This is a genomic window from Azospirillum rugosum, assembly GCF_017876155.1.
GTDB lineage: Bacteria > Pseudomonadota > Alphaproteobacteria > Azospirillales > Azospirillaceae > Azospirillum > Azospirillum rugosum.
The window spans coordinates 1-18,272 of record NZ_JAGINP010000011.1; the positions used below are offsets into that span (position 1 = coordinate 1).

The window sequence follows — 18,272 nt, forward strand, 5'->3', positions numbered from 1 at the left end:
CGGCAACATAGGACCGCGCCCGTTGCCGCGCCTCAACCCGGCAGAACCGCGACCCAAGCCGTCCCATCAGCGCATCCAGAGCGACCTCCCAGCCCTTCGCCTCGGCAACCGTCGTCATGCTCGGCATCCTTTCCGCAGAACGCCAACTCAACAGACGCAGAGACCGATGATCCCGGCTGTAGTACTAACCCTCCCCCACCTTCGGCGAGGGAGGGGACTGCCGCCACTCCGCGACCCAGCCCCTCCCCCCGTCGAAGATGGGGGGAGGTTGGGAGGGGGGCCCAGCGCAACCACTCCCCCACAAACACCTCACTCCAACACCAGCAGCGGCCGGAAAACCTCCTCCAGGCTGGTGTCGTGGCAACCGGCCTTGACGAGGCTCCACGGCGTGACATTGGTTGCGCGGATCAGCGTGCGCACCACCCGCCCGTCCTCCACGTCGAAGTCCAGCACGTTCAGCGCCGCGAAGTCCTGCTCGAACGCGCCCAGCGCGCCCAGCCCCGCGCCGCAGGCCCAGGACAGCAGCAGCCGGTTCACCCCGTCGTGGGCGACCAGCAGCAGGCGCGTCCAGCCGGGCTCGGCCAGCAGAGCCTCCAGGGCCGCGACGACACGGGCCTGCACCTCCGCGAAGGCATCCCCGCCGGCGAAACGAGCGCCCGGCGCGGTCGCCGCCTCGAAGCCGTAGACATAGGCGGCCTCGCGCTCCTCGCGGGGGATCAGGCGGAAGCGACCGGCGCGGATCTCCAGGAAACCCGGCGCGTCCTCCACGACCAAGCCCCGCCCCTCCACCGCCAGCTCCGCCGTCTGGCGCGTGCGCGGCAGGCCGGAGCACAGCACGCGGTCGAGCGGCACCGCCCCCAGCGCCTCTCCCGCCGCGCGGGCCTGCGCCCGCCCCTCCTCCGTCAGGCCGGCGAGCTTCGGGTTCACCGGTTGGCCGGACCCGTCGAAATAGGCGACCTTGCCGTGGCGCATCAGGTAGACGCGGCGGCGGCGGAGCGTGCCCTCAAGCGGCGTGAAGCTCACGGATTCAGCGCCTTCGGGTTGGAGATGCCCAGGCGGGCGTGGACGATCTCCTCCAGGCACTCCATCAGCGTGTCCTGGCCCACCGTGTCCTGACCGCCGTGGTCGAAGTCGCCGGCGGCGATCTCGATGCACAGCCGGTGCTGCAGGCCGTGCACCCGCTCGCGCAGGTCGTCGCCAGACAGGCTGTCGTCCGCGTCCTCGCCGTACAGCAGGGCGAGCGCGCCCAGCATGGTGTGGCCGGCCTCGTCCAGGCCGGCCATCTCGCGCTCCACGATGCCCAGCGCGTTGGCGATCATCAGGGCGGTGTAGCGCTGGGCCGGCGGGATGTGCGGCAGCAGCTCCTCGCGGAAGGTCTTCAGGGAGATGGCCAGCAGTTCGCGGGCATCGGGGCTCGTGCGCATCAACCGACTCCCGCTTCGGTGGTCAGGGTTCCGATCGCCTTCAGGTGGCGCAGCAGGTCCAGTTCGATCTCCGGCAGCATGCGGCCGGTCAGCGCCAGTTCCAGCGAGGGCTCCTCGCCCGAGGTGTGGCGGCGCCCCTGGAGGATGGCGATGGCCGCCCAGCGGACGTAGGCCGACGCCTCCCAATAGGCGACCGATTGGTGATCGACCTTGCGCCCGGACGTCTCCTCATAGCCGGCGTAGAAGTCTTCCCGGTCGGCGAGGCCGCCCGCCTCGCGGTCGTTGCGGCCGAACCGCCAGGAGCGGGCGCAGAACCAGCCCAGATCCTCCATGGGGTCGCTGAAGCCGGCGAACTCCCAGTCCAGGATCGCGGTCAGTTGGCCGTCCTTGACCAGATAGTTGCCCGTGCGGAAGTCGCGGTGGCACAGCACCACCTCCCCCGGTGGCGGAGCGTTCACCTCCAGCCAGCGCAGGCCCCAGGCCAGCACCGGGTCGCACGTGGCGACGCCGCCCATCCAGGCCTTGTAGGCGTGGACGGCGTCGAGCGCCGGGCACGGGTTCGGCACGGGCAGGTCGCCCAGGCCCGGCGTGTCCGGCCCCGCCCGGTGCAGCCGGCCGAGCTGCCGGCCAAGCTCCCGCGCCAGGTCGCGCTGCGGCTGGTCGGACTTCACCACCTTGTGGCCGGCCCCGACGCCGGTGGCGCGGCGCATCACGTAGAACTCCGCGCCCAGCACGGCCGGGTCGGCGCAGGCGGCGATGGGTTCCGGCGCCGCCACCCCCGCGTCGAAGGCGGCGCGCAGGACGGCGAACTCCTGGCCCTTGGAGATGCTGGCCTGGATTCCGGCCGCCGATTGCGCGCGCAGCACGCAGGCGTGCCGGCCGGACTGAGGCCCGCCGTCCACGTCCAGCGTCACCGCGAGGTTGAGGGAGATGGCCCCGCCGCCGAGCCGCCCTTCGTCGGCGACCGTCACGCGCGTGGCGCCGGTGGCCTCGGCCAGCCACGCTTCCAGGCGGGGCCGGCTGGTGTCGTCGATCATCGCACTCGTTTGCGCACCCATGTCAGCCCCAGCTCCAGAAGCCGTCGCCCTCGTCCATGTAGAAGCGCGACAGGACCATCTTGTGGACCTCCGACGCGCCGTCGACCAGACGGGCCTGCCGCGCGTAGCGGTACATCCATTCGAGCGGCGTGTCCTTGGAATATCCCTTGGCGCCGCACAGCTGGATGGCGGTGTCCACCGCCTTGTGCAGCGTGTCGGCGACGTGGACCTTGGCCATCGACACCTCCTTCCGCCCGAAATTGCCGCGGTCGAGCTGCCACGCCGCCTTCATGATCAGCAGGCGGCCGATCTCGATCTGCATGGCGACGTCGCCCAGCATCCACTGCACGCCTTCATGCTCGGCCAGCGTGGAGCCGAAGCTCTCCCGCTCCCGCACATAGGCCGCCGCGATCTCCATGGCGCGCTTGGACAGGCCGGTCCAGCGCATGCAGTGGGTCAGCCGCGCGGGACCGAGGCGGATCTGGGTCGCCTTCAGCCCGTCGCCGACGTTCATCAGGACATTCTCGTCCGACACCTCAAGCTCGTGGAAGCGCAGCTCGCAATGGCCGCCGTGCTCTTCCGGCCCCATGATCGGAATGCGGCGCACGATCTCCCAACCCGGCTGGTCCTTGTCGAACAGGAAGGCGGTCAGCCCCTTGCGCTTGTCGTCCGAGGTGCGCGCCATCAGGATGAAGTGCTGCGCCTCTCCCGCTCCGGTGATGAACCATTTGTGGCCGGAAATCACCCAGCGGTCCCCCTTCCGCTCCGCCTTCGTTTTCATCATGGAGGGGTCGGAGCCGCCGCCGGGGTGCGGCTCCGTCATGGCGAAGGCGCTGCGCACCTTCCCGTCGATGATCGGCTGCAGCCAGCGCTCCTTCTGCGCGTCGGTCGCCACCTTGTTCAGCAGCTGCATGTTGCCGTCGTCGGGGGCGGCGCAGTTGAAGCAGACCGGCCCGAAGATGGAGCGGTTCATCTCCTCGTAGCTGGCCGCCATGCCGACGATGCCCAGCCCCTGCCCGCCGCGTTCCCTGGGCATCTGCGGCGCCCACAGGCCGGCGGCCTTCACCTCGGCCCGCACGCGCTCCAGCACGGCCGGTGCGATGTTCTCATGCTCGTCGTAGGAGGCGGGATCGGCTTCCAGCGGCAGGATGCGCTGCTCGACGAAGGCGCGCACGCGGCGGCGGAAGTCGTCGACGGGCGGCGGCAGGGAGAAGTCCATCGGTCTCGGTCCTCTCGGAAACGTTGTTGTTGTTCGTCCTTTCAGTGCGGGAGTTGGGCCCAGCTCCCGCACCCCGCTCACAACCCCTTCGCCTGGTCGCGCAGGACGAATTTCTGGATTTTCCCCGTGGAGGTCTTTGGCAGGGCGCCGAACACCACCGTGCGCGGGATCTTGTAGTGGGCGAGGTTGTCGCGGCAGAAGGCGACGATGTCCGCCTCGGTCACCAGCCCCTCCGATCCGGGCTTCAGCGTGACGAAGGCGCAGGGGGTCTCGCCCCATTTCGCGTCGGGGCGGGCGACGACCGCGGCCTCCATGACGTGGGGATGCTTGTAGAGCACCTCCTCCACCTCCAGGGAGGCGATGTTCTCGCCGCCGCTGATGATGATGTCCTTGGCGCGGTCCTTGATCTCCACATAGCGGTCGGGGTGCAGCACGGCGAGGTCGCCGGTGTGCAGCCAGCCGTCGCGCAGAGCGTCCTCGGTCGCGCCCGCATTCTTCAGGTAGCCCTTCATCACCGTGTTGCCGCGAAGCGCCAGCTCGCCCAGCGTCTCGCCGTCGGCGGGCACCTCGCGGCCGGTGTCGGGGTCAAGCACCGTCTGTTCCGACATGGTGACGTTCGGCACGCCCTGGCGCGCCATCTTCACCGCCCGCTCCTCCAGGGGCAGGTCGGCCCACTCCTCCTGCCAGGCGCACCCGGTGGAAGGGCCGTAGCATTCCGTCATGCCGTAGAGGTGGGTCAGGCGGAAACCCATGCGCTCCATGCCCGCGATCACCGCGCTGGGCGGCGCGGCCCCGCCGGTGGCGACCTGCACCGGGCCATGGTCGAAACGGCGCTTCACCGCGTCCGGCGCGTGGATCAGCATGGTCAGCACCACCGGCGCGCCGCAGAGGTGGGTGACCTTCTCCTCCGCGATCAGGCGGAAGATCTCCGCCGGGTCCACGGTGCGTAGGCAGACGTGCGTGGCGCCCACGGCGGTCACCGCCCAGGGGTAGGTCCAGCCGTTGCAATGGAACATCGGCAGCGTCCACAGATAGACGCTGTCGGGCTGGAGCCCGAAGGTGATCACGTTGCCGAGCGCGTTCAGATGGGCGCCGCGGTGGTGATAGACGACGCCCTTCGGGTTGCCCGTGGTGCCGGAGGTGTAGTTCAGCGCGATCGACTCCCACTCGTCCTCCGGCGTGCGCCAGGGCTGGGCGGGGTCGCCGGAGGCCAGGAAGTCCTCGTATTCCGTGTCGCCGACCGGATCGACGGCTTGCGCGTGGGGGTCGTCGATCCACACCACGCAGGGCGGGTTCGCCAGCCTCTCCAGGGCGGCGCGGGCGACGGTGGACAGGCCGCGGTCGACCAGCAGCAGGCGGCTCTCCGCATGTTCCAGAATGAAGGCGACGGTCGGGGCGTCGAGGCGGGTGTTGATGGCGTTCAGCACCGCCCCGGCGCCGGGCACGCCGAAATGCGCCTCCAGCATCGTGGGCGTGTTGAAGGCCAGGACGGAGACCACCTCGCCCGGCCGCACCCCGGCCCCGGCGATTGCCGAGGCGAGCGACTTGGCTCGGCGCTCCACCTCCGCCCAGCTGCGGCGCAGGGGGCCGTACACCACGGCCATCTTGTCCGGATAGACCATCGCGGAGCGGCGGAGGAAATCGAGCGGGGTGAGCGGGACGAAGTTCGCCCGGCGCTTGGCGAGTTCGGCGGACGGTGCGCTGTCGTCCACGGGCGTATCCTCCCATCGCTTTTTGGGGCGCCTCAAACTGAACGCCTAACGAACAATGGTAGGCACGAACTTATGGGCGGGACAAGTTTCACCTTTGGTTACGGTACGGGGATGACCTTTTGTCAGCGCGACGCGACCAGCGTGGTCACGACGTTCGCCTGCGCCGTGACCAGCGCGTCGGCCCGCAGGCCATAGTCGAGCCGGCCGGAGAAGCCGCCCTGCTCCACCACCGCCTTCATCCAGGCAGCCGAGGCGCCGAGGCCGAGCAGGCGGTTGATCATCCCCTGCGTCGTCCGCAGGGTCATCGTCCCGGTGCGGTCGTCGCGCGGGGCGTGCACCATGAACCAGGCGCCGGGCTCCGCCGCGCGGGTGGCGCCGGCCATGAAGACGCCGACGCACATGCTCTCGCAAGACGCGCCGGCGCGCACCAGCGTGTCGACCCGCCGCCCCTCCGCGCGGTGGCGCAGCACCGCGTCGATCATGGCGTAGCCGGCCTTCACGAAGCCGCCGGGGCTGTCCAGCTCCACCAGCACGGCGCGTCCGGCCGGGGCGGCGTCCAACGCGGCGATGAAAGCGGCGGCGACCTCCTGCGTGATGACGCCGGTCAGGGCCACGCGCACCCGCCCGCCGTCCATGGTCACGGCCAGTGAGCCCGACAGGCCCGCCTCGCCGTCCGCGGGCGGGGCTGGCACCGGCGCGATGCTGGCCGTCTCGGCCGCGCAAGGCAGCGCCAACACCAGAAGCAGGACGGTCAGCAGGGCGCGCATCGCAGGGTCTCCATCCGGGGATTGGCCCGGACGGTACGCAAAGTCGGCGGGGCGCGCTGTGCAGGCGCTCACATCCGGCGCGCCTTGCGCTTCCCCGTTCAATCGGGGTGCCGGGGGGCTGGCGCGTTAACGCCTCTGGCGCCGCGGAACGACGTGCGGAGGCTTGTAGTATGGACGGGCTGCAACCCGCGCGTGGGGGAAACAATGACGGCGGTTCGGATTGCGTTCGACAAGGAACTCGTGCTGGCCGGGCACTTCCTCCTGAAGCATCTGGAAAAGCCGGAGTTGCAGCGGCTGGCCGCCAGCGCCCGCCTCGCCTATTACCGGCCCGGCGCGATCATCTTCCAGAAGGGCGACCCCGGCGACAGCATGATGGCGGTCATCCGCGGGCGGGTGAAGATTTGCTCCCACTCCACCGACGGGAAGGAGCTGGTGCTGAACATCATCAACAAGGGCGGCCTGTTCGGCGAGATCGCCCTGCTGGACGGCGAGCCGCGCACGGCCGACGCCGTGGCGCTGGAGGAGACCGACCTGCTGGTGCTCGACCGCTCCAAGTTCATCCCCCTGCTGAACGAACGCCCAGCGGTGGCGCTCCAGCTGATCACCGTGCTGTGCAAGCGCCTGCGCCAGACCAGCGAGCACCTGGAGGACACGCTGTTCCTGGAGGCGGCCTCCCGCTTCGCCCGTGCGCTGATGCGCTTGGCCGAGGTCTTCGGCAAGCCGGCCCCGAACGGGCTGAAGCTGGACATCAAGCTGTCGCAGCAGCAGCTGGGCTGCCTGGTGGGCGTGTCGCGGGAGAGCATCAACAAGCTGCTCGGCGAATGGCAGCGCAACGGTGTCATCGCGATGGAATCCGGCCGGATTACCCTGCTGGATCGCGAAGCGCTGGAGGAGATTGCGGAGGCGAATGGGTGATTGGGTGAGTGGTCGAATTGGGCCCCCACCCTAACCCTCCCCCATCTTCGACGGGGGAGGGAACTCCGCCGCACCTGCGCCAAGTCCCTCCCCCCGCGAAGTGGGGGAGGTTAGGAGGGGGGCCCAGTGCAACCACTCACCGCCCTCAATCGCCCGTCAATTTAATTCCCGCAGCACCCGCATCCCATTGTTCAGGTACCGCACGTCCACGTCGTAGAACAGGCGGGCGGTGTCGCTGATGTCGGTCTTGCTGGTGCGCCAGGAGCCGCCGCGCAGAACGCGCTCGCGGCAGTCGCCGGTGACCCAGGCGCTGCCGTCGGACGGGGCGCCGCTGTAGTCGGGGTGCCAGCAGTCCGCCACCCACTCCGCCACGCTGCCGTTCATGTCGTGCAGGCCGAAGGGGTTTGGCTTGTAGCTGCCGACGGACGCCGGGGTCAGACGCTCGTGCGGGCCGCCGCAGTCCTGGCAGTTGGCGAGCACGCCCGCCTCGTTGCCCCACCAATAGCGGCCGGTGGTGCCGCCGCGCGCGGCGTATTCCCACTCCGCCTCGGTCGGCAGGCGGTAGCGCTGGCCGGTCTTCTGGCTCAGCCACTTCGCGTAGGCCTGCGCCTCCTGCCAGGAGATGTTGTGGATCGGCGTGTTGTCGTTGGGGTTGGTCATCCGCGGCATGCCGTTGGGGCAGCCGCCGCCGTCCACGCAGGCGCGGAATTCCGCCACCGTGACCTCGTAGGCGCCGAGCGCGAAGGGCTTGGCGATGGTCACCTTGCGCACCGGCTTCTCGGACCGGTCGCCCTGGTCGCTGCCCATGGAGAAGCTGCCGGGCTGGATGCGCACCATCACCGGGCATTCCGGGCAGTCCTGGAAGCTGTTGGACTTGCTGTGGTTGCGCACCGCCCCGCTGCCTGGGGCCGATGGCGCTCCTGCCACGGCGACCTGCTGTTCCTCCGCAGGTGGCGGCGCCGCGGCCTGCTGCTTCTCGGGCTGCGGTTTTTCCGGTGGCGGGGGCGGGGCGGCCTCCGTGCGGTCCGCCGGGGGCGTCATGTGGACCAGCGGTGCGAAGACGTAGCCCTGCGACCCGTCGCCCAGGGTCACGTGATACCAGTTGGCCCCTGGCACGCGGCCCATCACGCGCAGCGTCGTGTTGCGCGGCAGGTTGGCGAGGCGGGTGGCGTTGTTGGCCGGGCTGGAGCGCAGATTGGCGTCGGCCACGGTGACGTAGGTGCCCTCCTCCACCGGTTCCAGCTTCGGCTGTTCGGGCTTCGCGGCCTCGGGCTTGCTATCAGGCTTGCTCTCGGGCTTTCCCTCCGGCTTTGCGGGTGCCGCCATGGCGACCTCCGTGCCGGCCACGGGCAGCTCGCTCTTCTTCGCCACGGTGTTCAGCGCGCCGAGCTTCTGCCGCGCCAGCCCGGCGTAGGACCCGTTGGCGAACAGGCGCAGGAAGGCTTCGAAGTCGGCCGGGTCGTTGCTGTTCTTGACCATCTGCCAGATGGACTCCTCCAGCGCCGCCGGCTGCGGGGCGGTGCCCGACGCGCCGATGTCCAGCTTGACCGTCCCGGTGGCGCGGCCGCCCTTGCCGTCCTCGACCAGATAGGCGAAGGCGCCCGCGGGGCCGGGCGCCGCCTCCTCCGGATCAAAGGTCAGGCGGTTCAGCGTCTCCGGGGCCAGCCGGTCGCTGGGGCGGATCAGGGTGGCGCCGTCCTTGACCTTGCCGCGCTCCGGCACGGCGGTGACGGTGATGGTCAGGGCGTCGCCGTCCGGATCCACGGGCGGCTCGATGTTCAGCGGGTTCGGGATGGCGCGCAACGTCCGTTCCGCCATCACCACGGGCGCCCGGTTGCTGGGCTTGATGGCCATGCGCACGCCGCCGCGCACGATCCCGCCGCGCCCGTCCATCACGGTGAAGTCGAAGCTACCGGCGTCGCCGACGACGGTCGCGTCCGGCTTGAAGCTGGTGGCGGCCAGCTGCTCCACGGTCAGGTAATCGCCGATCAGCACGACGCGGTCGCCGATGCGCACGCTGCCGCCGCGCGGCAGGCCGGACACCTGGGCGAACAACTGGTCGTCGTCCGGATCGGTCGGGCGGCCGATGCGCAGCGGCTCGGCGTCGGCCCGGTCGGTCACCTCCAGCGCCTTCAGCTCGCCCAGCACCGGCGGCCGGTTCGGCGGGCGCGGGTTGAAGTAGAAGGGCGTGGCGCCGAGCGACCCGAAGATGTAGGGCTCCTGCCGGCCGTTGGTGGACTGGCGCACCGTGTCGCGCACGTTGCGGAAGAACAGGCTCAGCTCCAGCCCCGGCGTCTCCAGATGCTGGAGCAGCGCCGCCGAGTAGGGGCTGTGGTCGCCCTGCCCGTCTTCGGCCAGCTGGTCGGCGCGGGTGGCCATGGCGACCAGCGTGTCGCTGGGCGTGTCGTCGATGCGGGCGAAGCCGTAGTTGACCTGGATGCGGTTCTGCCCGGCCTGCTTCAGCCGGTCGACGAAGGGGTTGTTGCGGCAGGCGTCGAGCATCAGGATGCCCAGCTTGCGGGCCTGCGACAGCTCGCCCATCATCAGGTTCAGCGGCATCGCCTCGTAGACGAGGTCGCGCTCGCGCTCCAGCCGGGCATCGGACGGGACGATGTAGTTGTTGCCGCCGACCTGGATGCCGTGGCCGGCGTAGAAGATCACCGCCACGTCCGCCTGCGACGCGCGGATGCCGAAATCGCGCAGCGCGCGCTCAAAGGTCCGGCCGTCCAGGTCGAACCGCTCGTCCACATCGAATTGCAGCTTGCGCAGCGCGTCGCCGATCGCCTTGGCGTCGTTGCGGGGGTTCTGGAGTTCGGGGGCGTATTCGTACTTGCCGATGCCGACGACCAGCGCGATGCGCTTTTCCGGCGAACCGGACGACGTCGCCGGTGGAGTCGCGACCTTTTGCGCCCAGCCGTCGCCCACCGCGCATAACGACGCGCCGACCAACACGAGAACGCCCAGGCAGGTGCGCGCCATCCACCAGAACAGGCCCGGCCAGCGTTGCGCCATTGGTCCGTTCGTCATCGCGCCGGCTCCTTGCTGGGACAGCCGCAATCCACGGGATTTATTGTTGCTGAAGAGGGCAGAATAATCTTTCGGATCGTTCGCTCCAAGCGATCATTCAGCCTAATCCCGAAAACGGGCGTGGGCCATGCACCAAAGGACTACCGCGTCTTGCGATCGCCACCACCAGGACTTTCCTAATTTTCCCGCCTTCGCGGGCTGGCCTTATTCCCCCGCCTTGGCGGGCTGAACGGCCTGCGGATCCTCGTCGTCCAGGATGAGCCAGGTGCGCACCGCCTTGCGCTTGCCCTTCAGCGCCATTTCCCCGACGGGGAGCCCCGGAACCTTGCCGTCCACCGCCGCCCAGGTCGTCTCCCCGATGACGATGCGGCTGTGGGTGGAACTGCGCCGGGCGACCGTCTTGCCCAACGCCTCCAGCCGCGCCGCGGTGTTGGCCGTGTCGCCCAGCAGCGAATATTCCATGTGCCGCAGCCCGCCCAGGCTCCCGGCGACCAGTGGTCCGGTGTGGATGCCGATGCGGATGCCGATGGGGGGCAGCCCCTCCGCCTGCCACTGCTGGTTCAGCGCGCGCAGTTCCCGCCCCATCTGGAGCGCGCAGCGCACCGCGCGCTCGGCATCCGCGTCGATCTCCGCCTGCGTCGTGCGGGCGACCGGCGCGCCGAAGACGGCCAGGATCGCGTCGCCGATGAAGCGCAGCACGATCCCGTCATGCGCCGCGGCGATGCGGACCATGGCGTCGAGATAGCCTTCCAGCCAGCGGATCAGCGGCTCCGGCTCCAGCGCCTCGCAGACGGTGGTGAAGCCCTCGATGTCGGAGAACAGGACGGTGGCGGTCAGCTCCTGCGGGCGCGGGCGGCCGCCGGCCAGGAAGGTCGCGCGCTCCCGCCAGATCTCGTCGGCGACGGGCTGCGAGACGTGGTTGGCGAACAGCTGCATCAGGCTGTGGCGGTCGGCCCGCTCCTTCAGCGACTGGTGCGCGGTCATCACCGCAATGCCGCCCAGCCATGCCCCCGACGGCGCCATGAAGGCCACCAGGGGGCCGCCGTGGGCGAACAGCGCGATCCCCGCCGCCCACAGCGCGACCAGGATCAGCAGGCTGGCCGAGACGAGCAGCCACATGGGCAGCCCGGCCACCGCCAGCCCCACGCCCGCGGCGGCGAGCGCCACGACCAGCGCCGCTTCCCAGCGCAGCGGCAGGCTGCGGCTCGTCCGGCCATCCAGAAGCTGCGCCAGCACATGGGCCTGGATCTCCACCCCCGGCGTGGACAGGCCGGCGACGGCCAGCGGGGTGCGGTGCTGGTCCACCCCGACCAGGACGGTGCCGACCACGGCGATGCGCCCGGCCAGCCACGCGCGCGGCAGCATCGGCACGGTGTCCGCCGGGTAGACCGGGAAGGGCGCCGCGCCCGGCGCCGGCCCGGCGAGCCAGTCGACGCGGAAGGGCTCCGCCGGGATCGCGGCGCCGGCGACCATCGCCAGCCGGGCCGGGAAGCTCGGCGTGCCGTCCGGCGCGCGCGGGACGTGCCAGCGCACCGTGCCGTCCAGCCGGTCCTTGGCGAGGTTGGCGTGGCCGTTCGGGATGCCGTCGAGGAAGCGGCCGAGGTATCGCCGCTGCTCCTCCGTCAGGGGCGTGTCGCCGAGCGCCGTGATGCCGACCACCGGCACCGACGCGTCGCGGATGCGCCGGCGCAGCCGGTCGTCCAGCGCCGGGACGGTCGGCTGGTCGAACAGGATGTCGAGCCCGATGGCCCGCACCCCCGCCTTCTCCAGGTTGCCGACGAGGTCGGCGAGGAACCCGCGGTCCACCGGCGAGCGGCAGGCCAGGGTGGAGAACAGATCCTCGCCCAGCGTGATCAGCACCACGCCCGGATGCTGCGGCGCCGGCGGCGTGAAGTAGGCGATGGTCAGGTCGCGGAAGCTCTCGTCGGCCGAGCGCAGCGGCGGCAGGAGCCGGGTCAGCCCCAGCGCCGCCGCGGAGACCCCGACCACCGCCGCCGCCCCGAAGAGCCACGGGAGCAACCACGGGGGCAACAACGGGGCTGGCCCCGCCTTTCCCAAGGCGGCGCCCTCACTCGACGCGCAGAATGACCTGGGCCATCACCAGATCGGTCTGCTTCAGCGAATTCAGCGTCTGCTCCAGCCTCACCGCGGCCTCGTCGGTGAGGGGGCGGAAAGCGTCGCGGCGGCCCGGCAGGTCGTTGCCGAGATCGCGTCCAGCCGCGAAGCAGCGCACCTCCTGATCGCCGGGCTTGCCGCCCCCGCTGTCGCCCGCGCGCAGCGGCATCGGCATGCGGTCGCCGGGCAGCGACAGCGTCTGGTGCCCTTCCACCAGCGACGGCGCCGACGGCCCGGACGGGAAGATGGGCGTCAGCTGCCCGCGCGTGTTGCGCAGGTAGCAGTAGACGTGGGCGTCGCGGTTGGTCTGCAGCACCAGCTTGACCGGCTCCCCGGACCGGTAGGTGGGGTAGAGCCCGCGGTCGGTCGACAGGTACAGGTTCAGGGGCGCCATGCCGTCCCGCACCGGGCTCAGCAGGGCGGCGGCCTGCGCGGCGCAGCCCGCACCGGCGAGCCGGACGGCCAGCGCCGCCCCCTCTCCGTCGCTCTCCACCACGCGCAGGCGCAGCGTGTGGCGCGGCTTGCCGTCCGGGCCGGCCACCGACAGCTCCTGCCCGTCCTTCAGGGTAAGGTCCTTGGGCCAGGGTACGGCGTTCGCCTTGTCCCAGCGGACGGTGGCCGAGGTGCCGCGCGCGATGTCGCGCAGGGTCGCCGGGACCAGCGCCGGGTCGCGGGGCTTCTGCACCATGACCGTGCCGCCGGCCTTCACGCACTGCGTGCCGGCCACGCCCGGATCGACGGCGAAGACCTGCTCCGCCCCCTTCTGCATCGGGCTGTTGAGCGCGCGGGCGGCGCCGAGGTCGGTCTGGAAGAAGCGTTCGCCGCCGACCAGCGTGCCGACGCCGTTCCAGCTCGACGCCTCCGGCATCTTGTCGAGGGCGCCTTCAAACGGGCCCTTGATGCGCACCATGCGCCCGTTGGCGAACAGGAACAGCGCGTTCGCCCCGTCCGGCACGGTCACCGGCGTGCCGTCGGCCACCAGCTGCCCCTGCGCGTAGCCGGGGGCGGTCGAGGCGACCACCACCGCCTCCGCGGCGGCGGCCGGGGGCGTGATCGCGAGGCTCGCGACGGTCGCGGCCAGCACCGCGCCCAATGCTCTGGACATGTTCGCCTCCATAGGCGGGGAACGGGAAATCATTGGCGTTTCCCGGACCCCTGTCCAGGCAACGAAGGGGGAATGCCCGGCCGGCGATTCCCGCCGGAATTGGGTGTGGCAACGGTCCCGGATGGACATGTCGAATCCTCCGAATTGGGCCCGGCGGCGAGGTTGCCGCGAGCGTTCGCGCTCCGAACCCTAGCCCTCCTCCCCCCGAAGAGGCTGTGAGCCGCGCCACATCGGGACGCGGGACCTCCGATCCTTTTGTCGCGCCGCTGTGGCGGCCATCACAGCGGGACGGAATTCGGCAGCCTACACTGCCGCCCAGACCGACCATTCCCGAGCGTTTCGAGGAGCCCGCCATGACCGCCCCGCACGTCGCCCCGCACGTCGCCTTTGCCGCCACGGACAGCAGCTTCGCCCGCTACGGCATCACGGACGTGGCCTACACGCGGACCGTCCTGCTCGAAGGCCGCACCGCCTACGCCGTGCACGCCGCCGACGGCACCTGCCTGTGGCTGGACACCGACCGCGAAACGGCCGTCGCCACGCTGAAGGACCACGGGATGAGCCTCGTCAGCGTGCATTGAGGGGGTCGTAAATTTCGAGAAAAGTGGTCGCGCCGGGCCCCCACCCTGACCCTCCCCCATCTTCGACGGCGGAGGGAATCGCTCCTCCCCCCGTCGAAGATGGGGGGAGGTTGGGAGGGGGGCCCGGCGCGACCACTCGTGTCATCGCCGCGAAGCGACCTATTCCTTTTCCCTCGGGCTCAACATACAGGACGTGCGGTTCTGGCTGACGATGGACAGGGTCCGTTCGGGCTCGCCCGCGCGGCGGAAACGCAGGGCGTTGATCTGGCTGGCGACGCTGAGGGACAGGACGTTCAGGTCGGCCTCGTCGATGATCTTCTCGCCGTCCTGCCAGCATTGGACGCGGACCCGGCCACGGGCGACGCCGATCTCTATGCCGCCGGACTCCGGGCCGACGCTTTGGCCGTTCTTGCGCACCACCGTGGCGTCGGCGGCCCCCGAAAACACGGGGACCGCCGCCACGGCGAGGAGGAGCAGGAGAATGCGGACCATGATGGCCTCCCCTGCCCGGCTTACTGGACCGGCCGGAACTCGACGCGCCGGTTGCGGCTGTCGGTCGGGTCGGGGGTGAGTGGCTGGGTCTTGCCCATGCCGGCGATGGCCAGCCGCTGCGGCTCCACATGGTGGACGCGCACCAGATACTCGCCCACCGACACGGCGCGGCGCTCCGACAGGCCCAGGTTGTACTGGTCGCCGCCGATCGCGTCGGTGTGCCCCTCGATGACGAGGCGCAGGCTCGGGTCCTGGTTCATCAGCCCGCCGACCGCGTCGACGTAGGAATAGAACTCCTTCGGGACGTCGGCCGAGTTGAAGGCGAAGTTGATGCGGAAGCCGAAGCCGCTGGTCGGCTGCTCCTGCTTGGCCGTCGCCTCCTCCTGGGTCGACAGGGTGGCGGGCTGGACCGCGGTCTGCTGGCGCTGCGCGGGGCGCGGCGTCGCGGGCACCGGGGCCGTCGGCGGGGCCGCGGCTTCCTGAACGGCCGGACGCTTCGGTTTCGGCTGGGGCGCGGGCTCCGGCTGCGCCATGGCCGGCTGCTGCATCGGGGCCTGCTGCATTTGCTGCATGGGCGCCTGTTGCATCGGCGCCTGCTGCACCGGCTGCTGGTAGGTGGACGGCGAGCCGTAGGCGGCGGATTCGGTCTGGCGCGGGCGCTGGGCGTTGTTGATGCCGCTGCCGACGATCTCGATGCTGCGGGTACGGATCTTTGATTGCCCCTGGGGCTGTTCCTGCCCGTCGACCGGTGCGCCGGGCTTCACCGCCTCGCGCAACTCGTCGACGGTGGGCGGGCGGTCGAACATCATGACCTTGTTGCTGCCCGTGCCCTCCACGGTCTGGGCCAGCGCCGGCCCGGCGCAGGCGACGACCAGAACCGGCAGCGCCACGCGGCCCAGGAGACGGAAGCTGAGTTTCGAAATCGGACGCGGCATCGGTGGCCTCCCATGAAACGGCGAGTGAGGTGTCTTGCCTGCCTGTGTACGCCCGATGGCCGGCCCCGCGCTGTGAGCCGGCCAACAGTCGGAGCGCGTTTCCGGACGTCACTTCATCGCCGCGACCGCGGGCAGAACCTGCACCTTCATCTGCCGGGTGCGCACGCTGGTGCCCTGGATGCTGCTGTAGGAGGCGAGCACGTCGGCCAGCGTCGCGCCGGGAATCGGTTGCAGGTCGGCCGTCTTGAAGCGGTCGGGGATGCGCGTCCCGATCTCGTCGGGCGAGACCACGCAGGCGATGGTCTCGTCGGCGCCGGGCCGGTCCATGCGCAGGTTGAAGGGCTTTTGCGCGCCCGGCGGCACCTCCACCTGCTGGTTCGACTGGAGGAAGCTGTCCGGCTGGAAGCGGTTGGGGAAGATGCGGGCGACGGCGCCGCTGGCGTCCTGGTAATAGCAGTAGACGAAGCCGTTGGCCGTCGGCTGCACGCGCACGACCAGCGCCTCGCCCACGCGGTAGCGCGGCTGCGGCCCGCGGTCGGAGCCGAGCGTCAGGTCCGGCGCCCCGGCCGCGCTGGGGCTGGGGGTGGCGCGCGGCAGCCCCTCGCCGCCCGCGTTCGACACCGATTGCAGGCGCGGCGCGCCCGTGCCCTTCTGCCCGGCCGGCTCGGCCAGCATGCGCTGGTAGAGGTCGAAATCGACGCGCCCCGTGGCGATCAGGTCGTGCTCGGCCTGATAGCGGCCGATGGCGTCGCGCGTGCGCTCGTCCAGTTGGCCGTTGTCCGGCCCCTCGTAATAGCCGCCGGCGGCGAGCACGCGCTGCACGTAGGCGACGCGCTGCGTCGGCGCCATGCCCTCGAACCAGTCCCGCGCCTGGCCGGCGAAGGCCGGGTTCGTCTGGTCGATGCCCAGGCACTGCCAATAGGGCACGCGGGTCATCTTGCCGAGCGCCTCGATGGCGCTGAGTTCGACCAGCGTGCGCACCGCCTGGTGCAGCCCTTCGGACTTGTTGAGCGAGACGTTGAAGGACAAGCCGGCCTTGCCGATCACCGCCCCGGCGTCCGCCCCCTTGCCCGACGAGATGACGGCGAGCGAGTTGCTGGACGACAGGCCGGGGATGATCTGGCGGGTCGCCAGCTCGCCGATGTTCAGGTCGACGGAAATGACCGACATCACCTGGTCCGCGGAAACGCCCAGGTCGACGCTGGGCAGCGAGATGCCGGCGCTCGCCGCCTCGCTGACCACGTTGTCGTCCAGCTGCGTGATGGCGCCGCGGATGTAGTAGGAGGGTGCGCGGAAGTTCGGCTGCACGCCGATCATCCAGTAGAGCGCGTTGACGTCGTCCAGCGTCGGTTCGAAATCCACGAAGCGGAAGGCGTTGGACCGCTCCGACATGCGCGACACGGCGGTGATCAGCATCTCCTTCGTGCCGCCGGCCACCTTGCCCGTGGCGTCGGGAATGCCGTTGGAGGTGATGAAGATGTCGCGCTTGCCGTGGTCCCACAGCAGGGTGTCCATGCAGCGCAGGGCCTCGCTGAAGTTGGACACGGTGCGCACGGCCGGCGTCTTCGGCTTCTGCACGACGGTGGCCTGCTCCCCCGACGTGACGCAGGCCCCCAGCGGCAAGAAAGCCAGCAGCAGGAGGGAGGCCGCCGCTGAAGGTTTCAAAGGCACGAACCGCCAAACGAACGCCATATGGTCGCCTCCCTGGACAGCAATCGTCACGCAGCCATCAGCGGGCCGAGACGCGGGTGTTGTCCCCGCCCGCACGCACGGTGATGGTGATCTTCTTCGACATGACCGGCGGGTCGTGCGGGATGTGCTCCGAATCGCCCATCAGAAGCTGAAGCGTGTGCTTGCCGGGTGGCAGCTCCACGTAGGTTTCCGTCTGCCCCTTGCCGAAATGGATGTGGTTCTTGTCGTTGGGGATCGGCTCGTCCATCGGCGGCAGGTCGACGTCGACCAGCAGATGGTGGTGCCCGGTGTTGTCCTTCCGGACGCCGGCCGGCGCCACACCGAAGTTGCGCAGCCCGAACCAGACCTTGAAGCGGCCCTGCACCACCTCGCCGTTGTTGGGCCAGCCGATGTAGACGTAGGCGTCCTTGGGCGCCTTGGTCCGCCCGGCCTTGGCGGCGTCGGGGGTGGTCGGGGTGCTTTCGTGCTCGTGCCCCGGGCTGGCGGGCTGCGGCGTGTTCTTGGTGTCGGCCAGCGGCCTGTTCAGCGGGTCGGCCTCCGGCGACGACTGCGCCGCCGCGGGGCCGGCGGCCAGCAGCAGTCCAATCGCGACAGTGCCGATCAGAGCAGGCAGCTTGGCGGCGGTGTGCGTCATGACATCCTCCCTTCGGCGCGCAGCTTGGGGTTCAGGGCACCGTGATCGTGATCTTCTGCGACATGACGGGCGGGTCGAACGGGACGTGGTCGGCGTCGCCCAGCACCATTTGCAGCGTGTGCTTGCCCGGCGGAAGCTCCAGACGCACCTCCGTCTGGCCGCCGCCGAAATGCAGCGACTGCTTGTTGTTGGGGATGGGTTCGTCGTAGGTGGCGAGATCGGTGTCGACCAGCAGGTGGTGATGGCCCGTGTCGTCCTTGCGGATCCCCGCCGGCGCCACGCCCATGTTCTGGAGGCCCATGCGCACCCACAGCTTGCCGCCGGAAATCACGGCGCCGTTGTTGGGCCACATGATGTAGGCGCGCGCGCCGTCCGGCGCCTTCGCCCTCAGCTTCGTATCCTGACCCGTCTGGTTTTGGGCGGTCTGGTTCTGCGGATTTTGGTCTTGGGCCAGCGCGGCGCCCGGCAACAGGAGCAGCGCGGCCGCCATCACCATGGCGACACGGGTCATCGACTCCCCCCTTTTGCTTATGTACCGCCAATCTTATGCCCTGTCGCGGCGCAGTGATCGGGGTTTTTCGACCCTCATCCTTTCACCCCCGGCCCGCCGAATATTT

At 70.3% G+C, this 18,272-nt stretch carries 16 protein-coding genes; 2 read left to right on the forward strand and 14 right to left on the reverse strand.

The window, feature by feature from the left end; translation table 11 throughout:
• Positions 1 to 309: 309 nt before the first annotated feature.
• From J2851_RS15825 to J2851_RS15850, 6 genes are all read right to left on the reverse strand, one after another.
• A complete protein-coding gene (locus J2851_RS15825) occupies positions 310 to 1,023 on the reverse strand; it encodes a histidine phosphatase family protein (RefSeq protein ID WP_307420748.1) in 714 nt (237 codons plus the stop codon).
• On the reverse strand, positions 1,020 to 1,424 hold the full coding sequence (locus J2851_RS15830) for a DUF6285 domain-containing protein (RefSeq protein WP_209767350.1): 405 nt from the start codon (positions 1,422 to 1,424) through the stop codon (positions 1,020 to 1,022). Before J2851_RS15830 ends, J2851_RS15825 begins: the two co-directional genes overlap by 4 nt.
• Positions 1,424 to 2,482, reverse strand: a complete 1,059-nt coding sequence (locus J2851_RS15835) for a phosphotransferase family protein (RefSeq protein WP_209767351.1) — start codon at positions 2,480 to 2,482, stop codon at positions 1,424 to 1,426. The genes J2851_RS15830 and J2851_RS15835 overlap by 1 nt, the downstream gene beginning before the upstream one ends.
• A 1-nt stretch (position 2,483) precedes the next feature.
• Entirely contained in the window at positions 2,484 to 3,680 is a 1,197-nt protein-coding gene (locus J2851_RS15840) for an acyl-CoA dehydrogenase family protein (RefSeq protein ID WP_209767352.1), read from the reverse strand.
• Between the two features lie 77 nt (positions 3,681 to 3,757).
• Entirely contained in the window at positions 3,758 to 5,392 is a 1,635-nt protein-coding gene (locus tag J2851_RS15845; protein WP_209767353.1) for an acyl-CoA synthetase, read from the reverse strand.
• A 122-nt stretch (positions 5,393 to 5,514) separates the two neighbouring features.
• Entirely contained in the window at positions 5,515 to 6,159 is a 645-nt protein-coding gene (locus J2851_RS15850) for an ATP-dependent Clp protease proteolytic subunit (RefSeq protein WP_209767354.1), read from the reverse strand.
• A gap of 204 nt (positions 6,160 to 6,363) precedes the next feature.
• Here J2851_RS15850 and J2851_RS15855 point away from each other — a divergent pair, with 204 nt between their 5' ends.
• Positions 6,364 to 7,074: a Crp/Fnr family transcriptional regulator gene (locus J2851_RS15855; protein ID WP_209767355.1), complete on the forward strand. Its 711-nt coding sequence runs from the start codon at positions 6,364 to 6,366 to the stop codon at positions 7,072 to 7,074.
• Positions 7,075 to 7,230: 156 nt separating this feature from the next.
• Here J2851_RS15855 and J2851_RS15860 read toward each other — a convergent pair whose 3' ends face one another.
• The 3 genes from J2851_RS15860 to J2851_RS15870 form a co-directional block, all read right to left on the reverse strand.
• Positions 7,231 to 10,101: an SUMF1/EgtB/PvdO family nonheme iron enzyme gene (locus J2851_RS15860; RefSeq protein ID WP_209767356.1), complete on the reverse strand. Its 2,871-nt coding sequence runs from the start codon at positions 10,099 to 10,101 to the stop codon at positions 7,231 to 7,233.
• 204 nt (positions 10,102 to 10,305) lie between these two features.
• Entirely contained in the window at positions 10,306 to 12,090 is a 1,785-nt protein-coding gene (locus J2851_RS15865; protein WP_209767357.1) for an adenylate/guanylate cyclase domain-containing protein, read from the reverse strand.
• Positions 12,091 to 12,169: 79 nt separating this feature from the next.
• Positions 12,170 to 13,321: a DUF4384 domain-containing protein gene (locus J2851_RS15870; RefSeq protein WP_209767358.1), complete on the reverse strand. Its 1,152-nt coding sequence runs from the start codon at positions 13,319 to 13,321 to the stop codon at positions 12,170 to 12,172.
• Positions 13,322 to 13,674: 353 nt separating this feature from the next.
• Between J2851_RS15870 and J2851_RS15875 the strand changes: the two genes are divergently transcribed.
• Positions 13,675 to 13,902 carry a DUF1150 family protein gene (locus tag J2851_RS15875; protein ID WP_209767359.1) on the forward strand — a complete coding sequence of 76 codons (228 nt, stop codon included), beginning with the start codon at positions 13,675 to 13,677 and terminating at the stop codon, positions 13,900 to 13,902.
• 159 nt (positions 13,903 to 14,061) lie between these two features.
• On the opposite strand, the gene J2851_RS15880 is transcribed toward J2851_RS15875, so the two are convergent.
• From J2851_RS15880 to J2851_RS15900, 5 genes are all read right to left on the reverse strand, one after another.
• On the reverse strand, positions 14,062 to 14,394 hold the full coding sequence (locus J2851_RS15880; RefSeq protein ID WP_209767360.1) for a hypothetical protein: 333 nt from the start codon (positions 14,392 to 14,394) through the stop codon (positions 14,062 to 14,064).
• Positions 14,395 to 14,414: 20 nt separating this feature from the next.
• Positions 14,415 to 15,329, reverse strand: a complete 915-nt coding sequence (locus J2851_RS15885; protein WP_209767361.1) for an OmpA family protein — start codon at positions 15,327 to 15,329, stop codon at positions 14,415 to 14,417.
• Between the two features lie 108 nt (positions 15,330 to 15,437).
• On the reverse strand, positions 15,438 to 17,021 hold the full coding sequence (locus J2851_RS15890) for a DUF4384 domain-containing protein (protein WP_209767362.1): 1,584 nt from the start codon (positions 17,019 to 17,021) through the stop codon (positions 15,438 to 15,440).
• A gap of 37 nt (positions 17,022 to 17,058) precedes the next feature.
• Positions 17,059 to 17,655 (reverse strand): DUF4399 domain-containing protein, encoded by a 597-nt coding sequence (locus tag J2851_RS15895; protein WP_209767363.1) that lies wholly within the window; start codon positions 17,653 to 17,655, stop codon positions 17,059 to 17,061.
• A gap of 31 nt (positions 17,656 to 17,686) precedes the next feature.
• A complete protein-coding gene (locus J2851_RS15900) occupies positions 17,687 to 18,166 on the reverse strand; it encodes a DUF4399 domain-containing protein (protein ID WP_209767364.1) in 480 nt (159 codons plus the stop codon).
• Positions 18,167 to 18,272 lie beyond the last annotated feature (106 nt).

What these genes read in the sequence shown, in the direction of transcription:
- J2851_RS15840 (WP_209767352.1), bottom strand. Translation starts at nt 3,680, where the DNA reads ATGGACTTCTCCCTGCCGCCGCCCGTCGACGACTTCCGCCGCCGCGTG.
- J2851_RS15835 (WP_209767351.1), bottom strand. Translation starts at nt 2,482, where the DNA reads ATGGGTGCGCAAACGAGTGCGATGATCGACGACACCAGCCGGCCCCGC.
- J2851_RS15850 (WP_209767354.1), bottom strand. Translation starts at nt 6,159, where the DNA reads ATGCGCGCCCTGCTGACCGTCCTGCTTCTGGTGTTGGCGCTGCCTTGC.
- J2851_RS15855 (WP_209767355.1), top strand. Translation starts at nt 6,364, where the DNA reads ATGACGGCGGTTCGGATTGCGTTCGACAAGGAACTCGTGCTGGCCGGG.
- J2851_RS15900 (WP_209767364.1), bottom strand. Translation starts at nt 18,166, where the DNA reads ATGACCCGTGTCGCCATGGTGATGGCGGCCGCGCTGCTCCTGTTGCCG.
- J2851_RS15895 (WP_209767363.1), bottom strand. Translation starts at nt 17,655, where the DNA reads ATGACGCACACCGCCGCCAAGCTGCCTGCTCTGATCGGCACTGTCGCG.
- J2851_RS15830 (WP_209767350.1), bottom strand. Translation starts at nt 1,424, where the DNA reads ATGCGCACGAGCCCCGATGCCCGCGAACTGCTGGCCATCTCCCTGAAG.
- J2851_RS15880 (WP_209767360.1), bottom strand. Translation starts at nt 14,394, where the DNA reads ATGGTCCGCATTCTCCTGCTCCTCCTCGCCGTGGCGGCGGTCCCCGTG.
- J2851_RS15890 (WP_209767362.1), bottom strand. Translation starts at nt 17,021, where the DNA reads ATGGCGTTCGTTTGGCGGTTCGTGCCTTTGAAACCTTCAGCGGCGGCC.
- J2851_RS15860 (WP_209767356.1), bottom strand. Translation starts at nt 10,101, where the DNA reads ATGACGAACGGACCAATGGCGCAACGCTGGCCGGGCCTGTTCTGGTGG.
- J2851_RS15885 (WP_209767361.1), bottom strand. Translation starts at nt 15,329, where the DNA reads ATGCCGCGTCCGATTTCGAAACTCAGCTTCCGTCTCCTGGGCCGCGTG.
- J2851_RS15875 (WP_209767359.1), top strand. Translation starts at nt 13,675, where the DNA reads ATGACCGCCCCGCACGTCGCCCCGCACGTCGCCTTTGCCGCCACGGAC.
- J2851_RS15870 (WP_209767358.1), bottom strand. Translation starts at nt 13,321, where the DNA reads ATGTCCAGAGCATTGGGCGCGGTGCTGGCCGCGACCGTCGCGAGCCTC.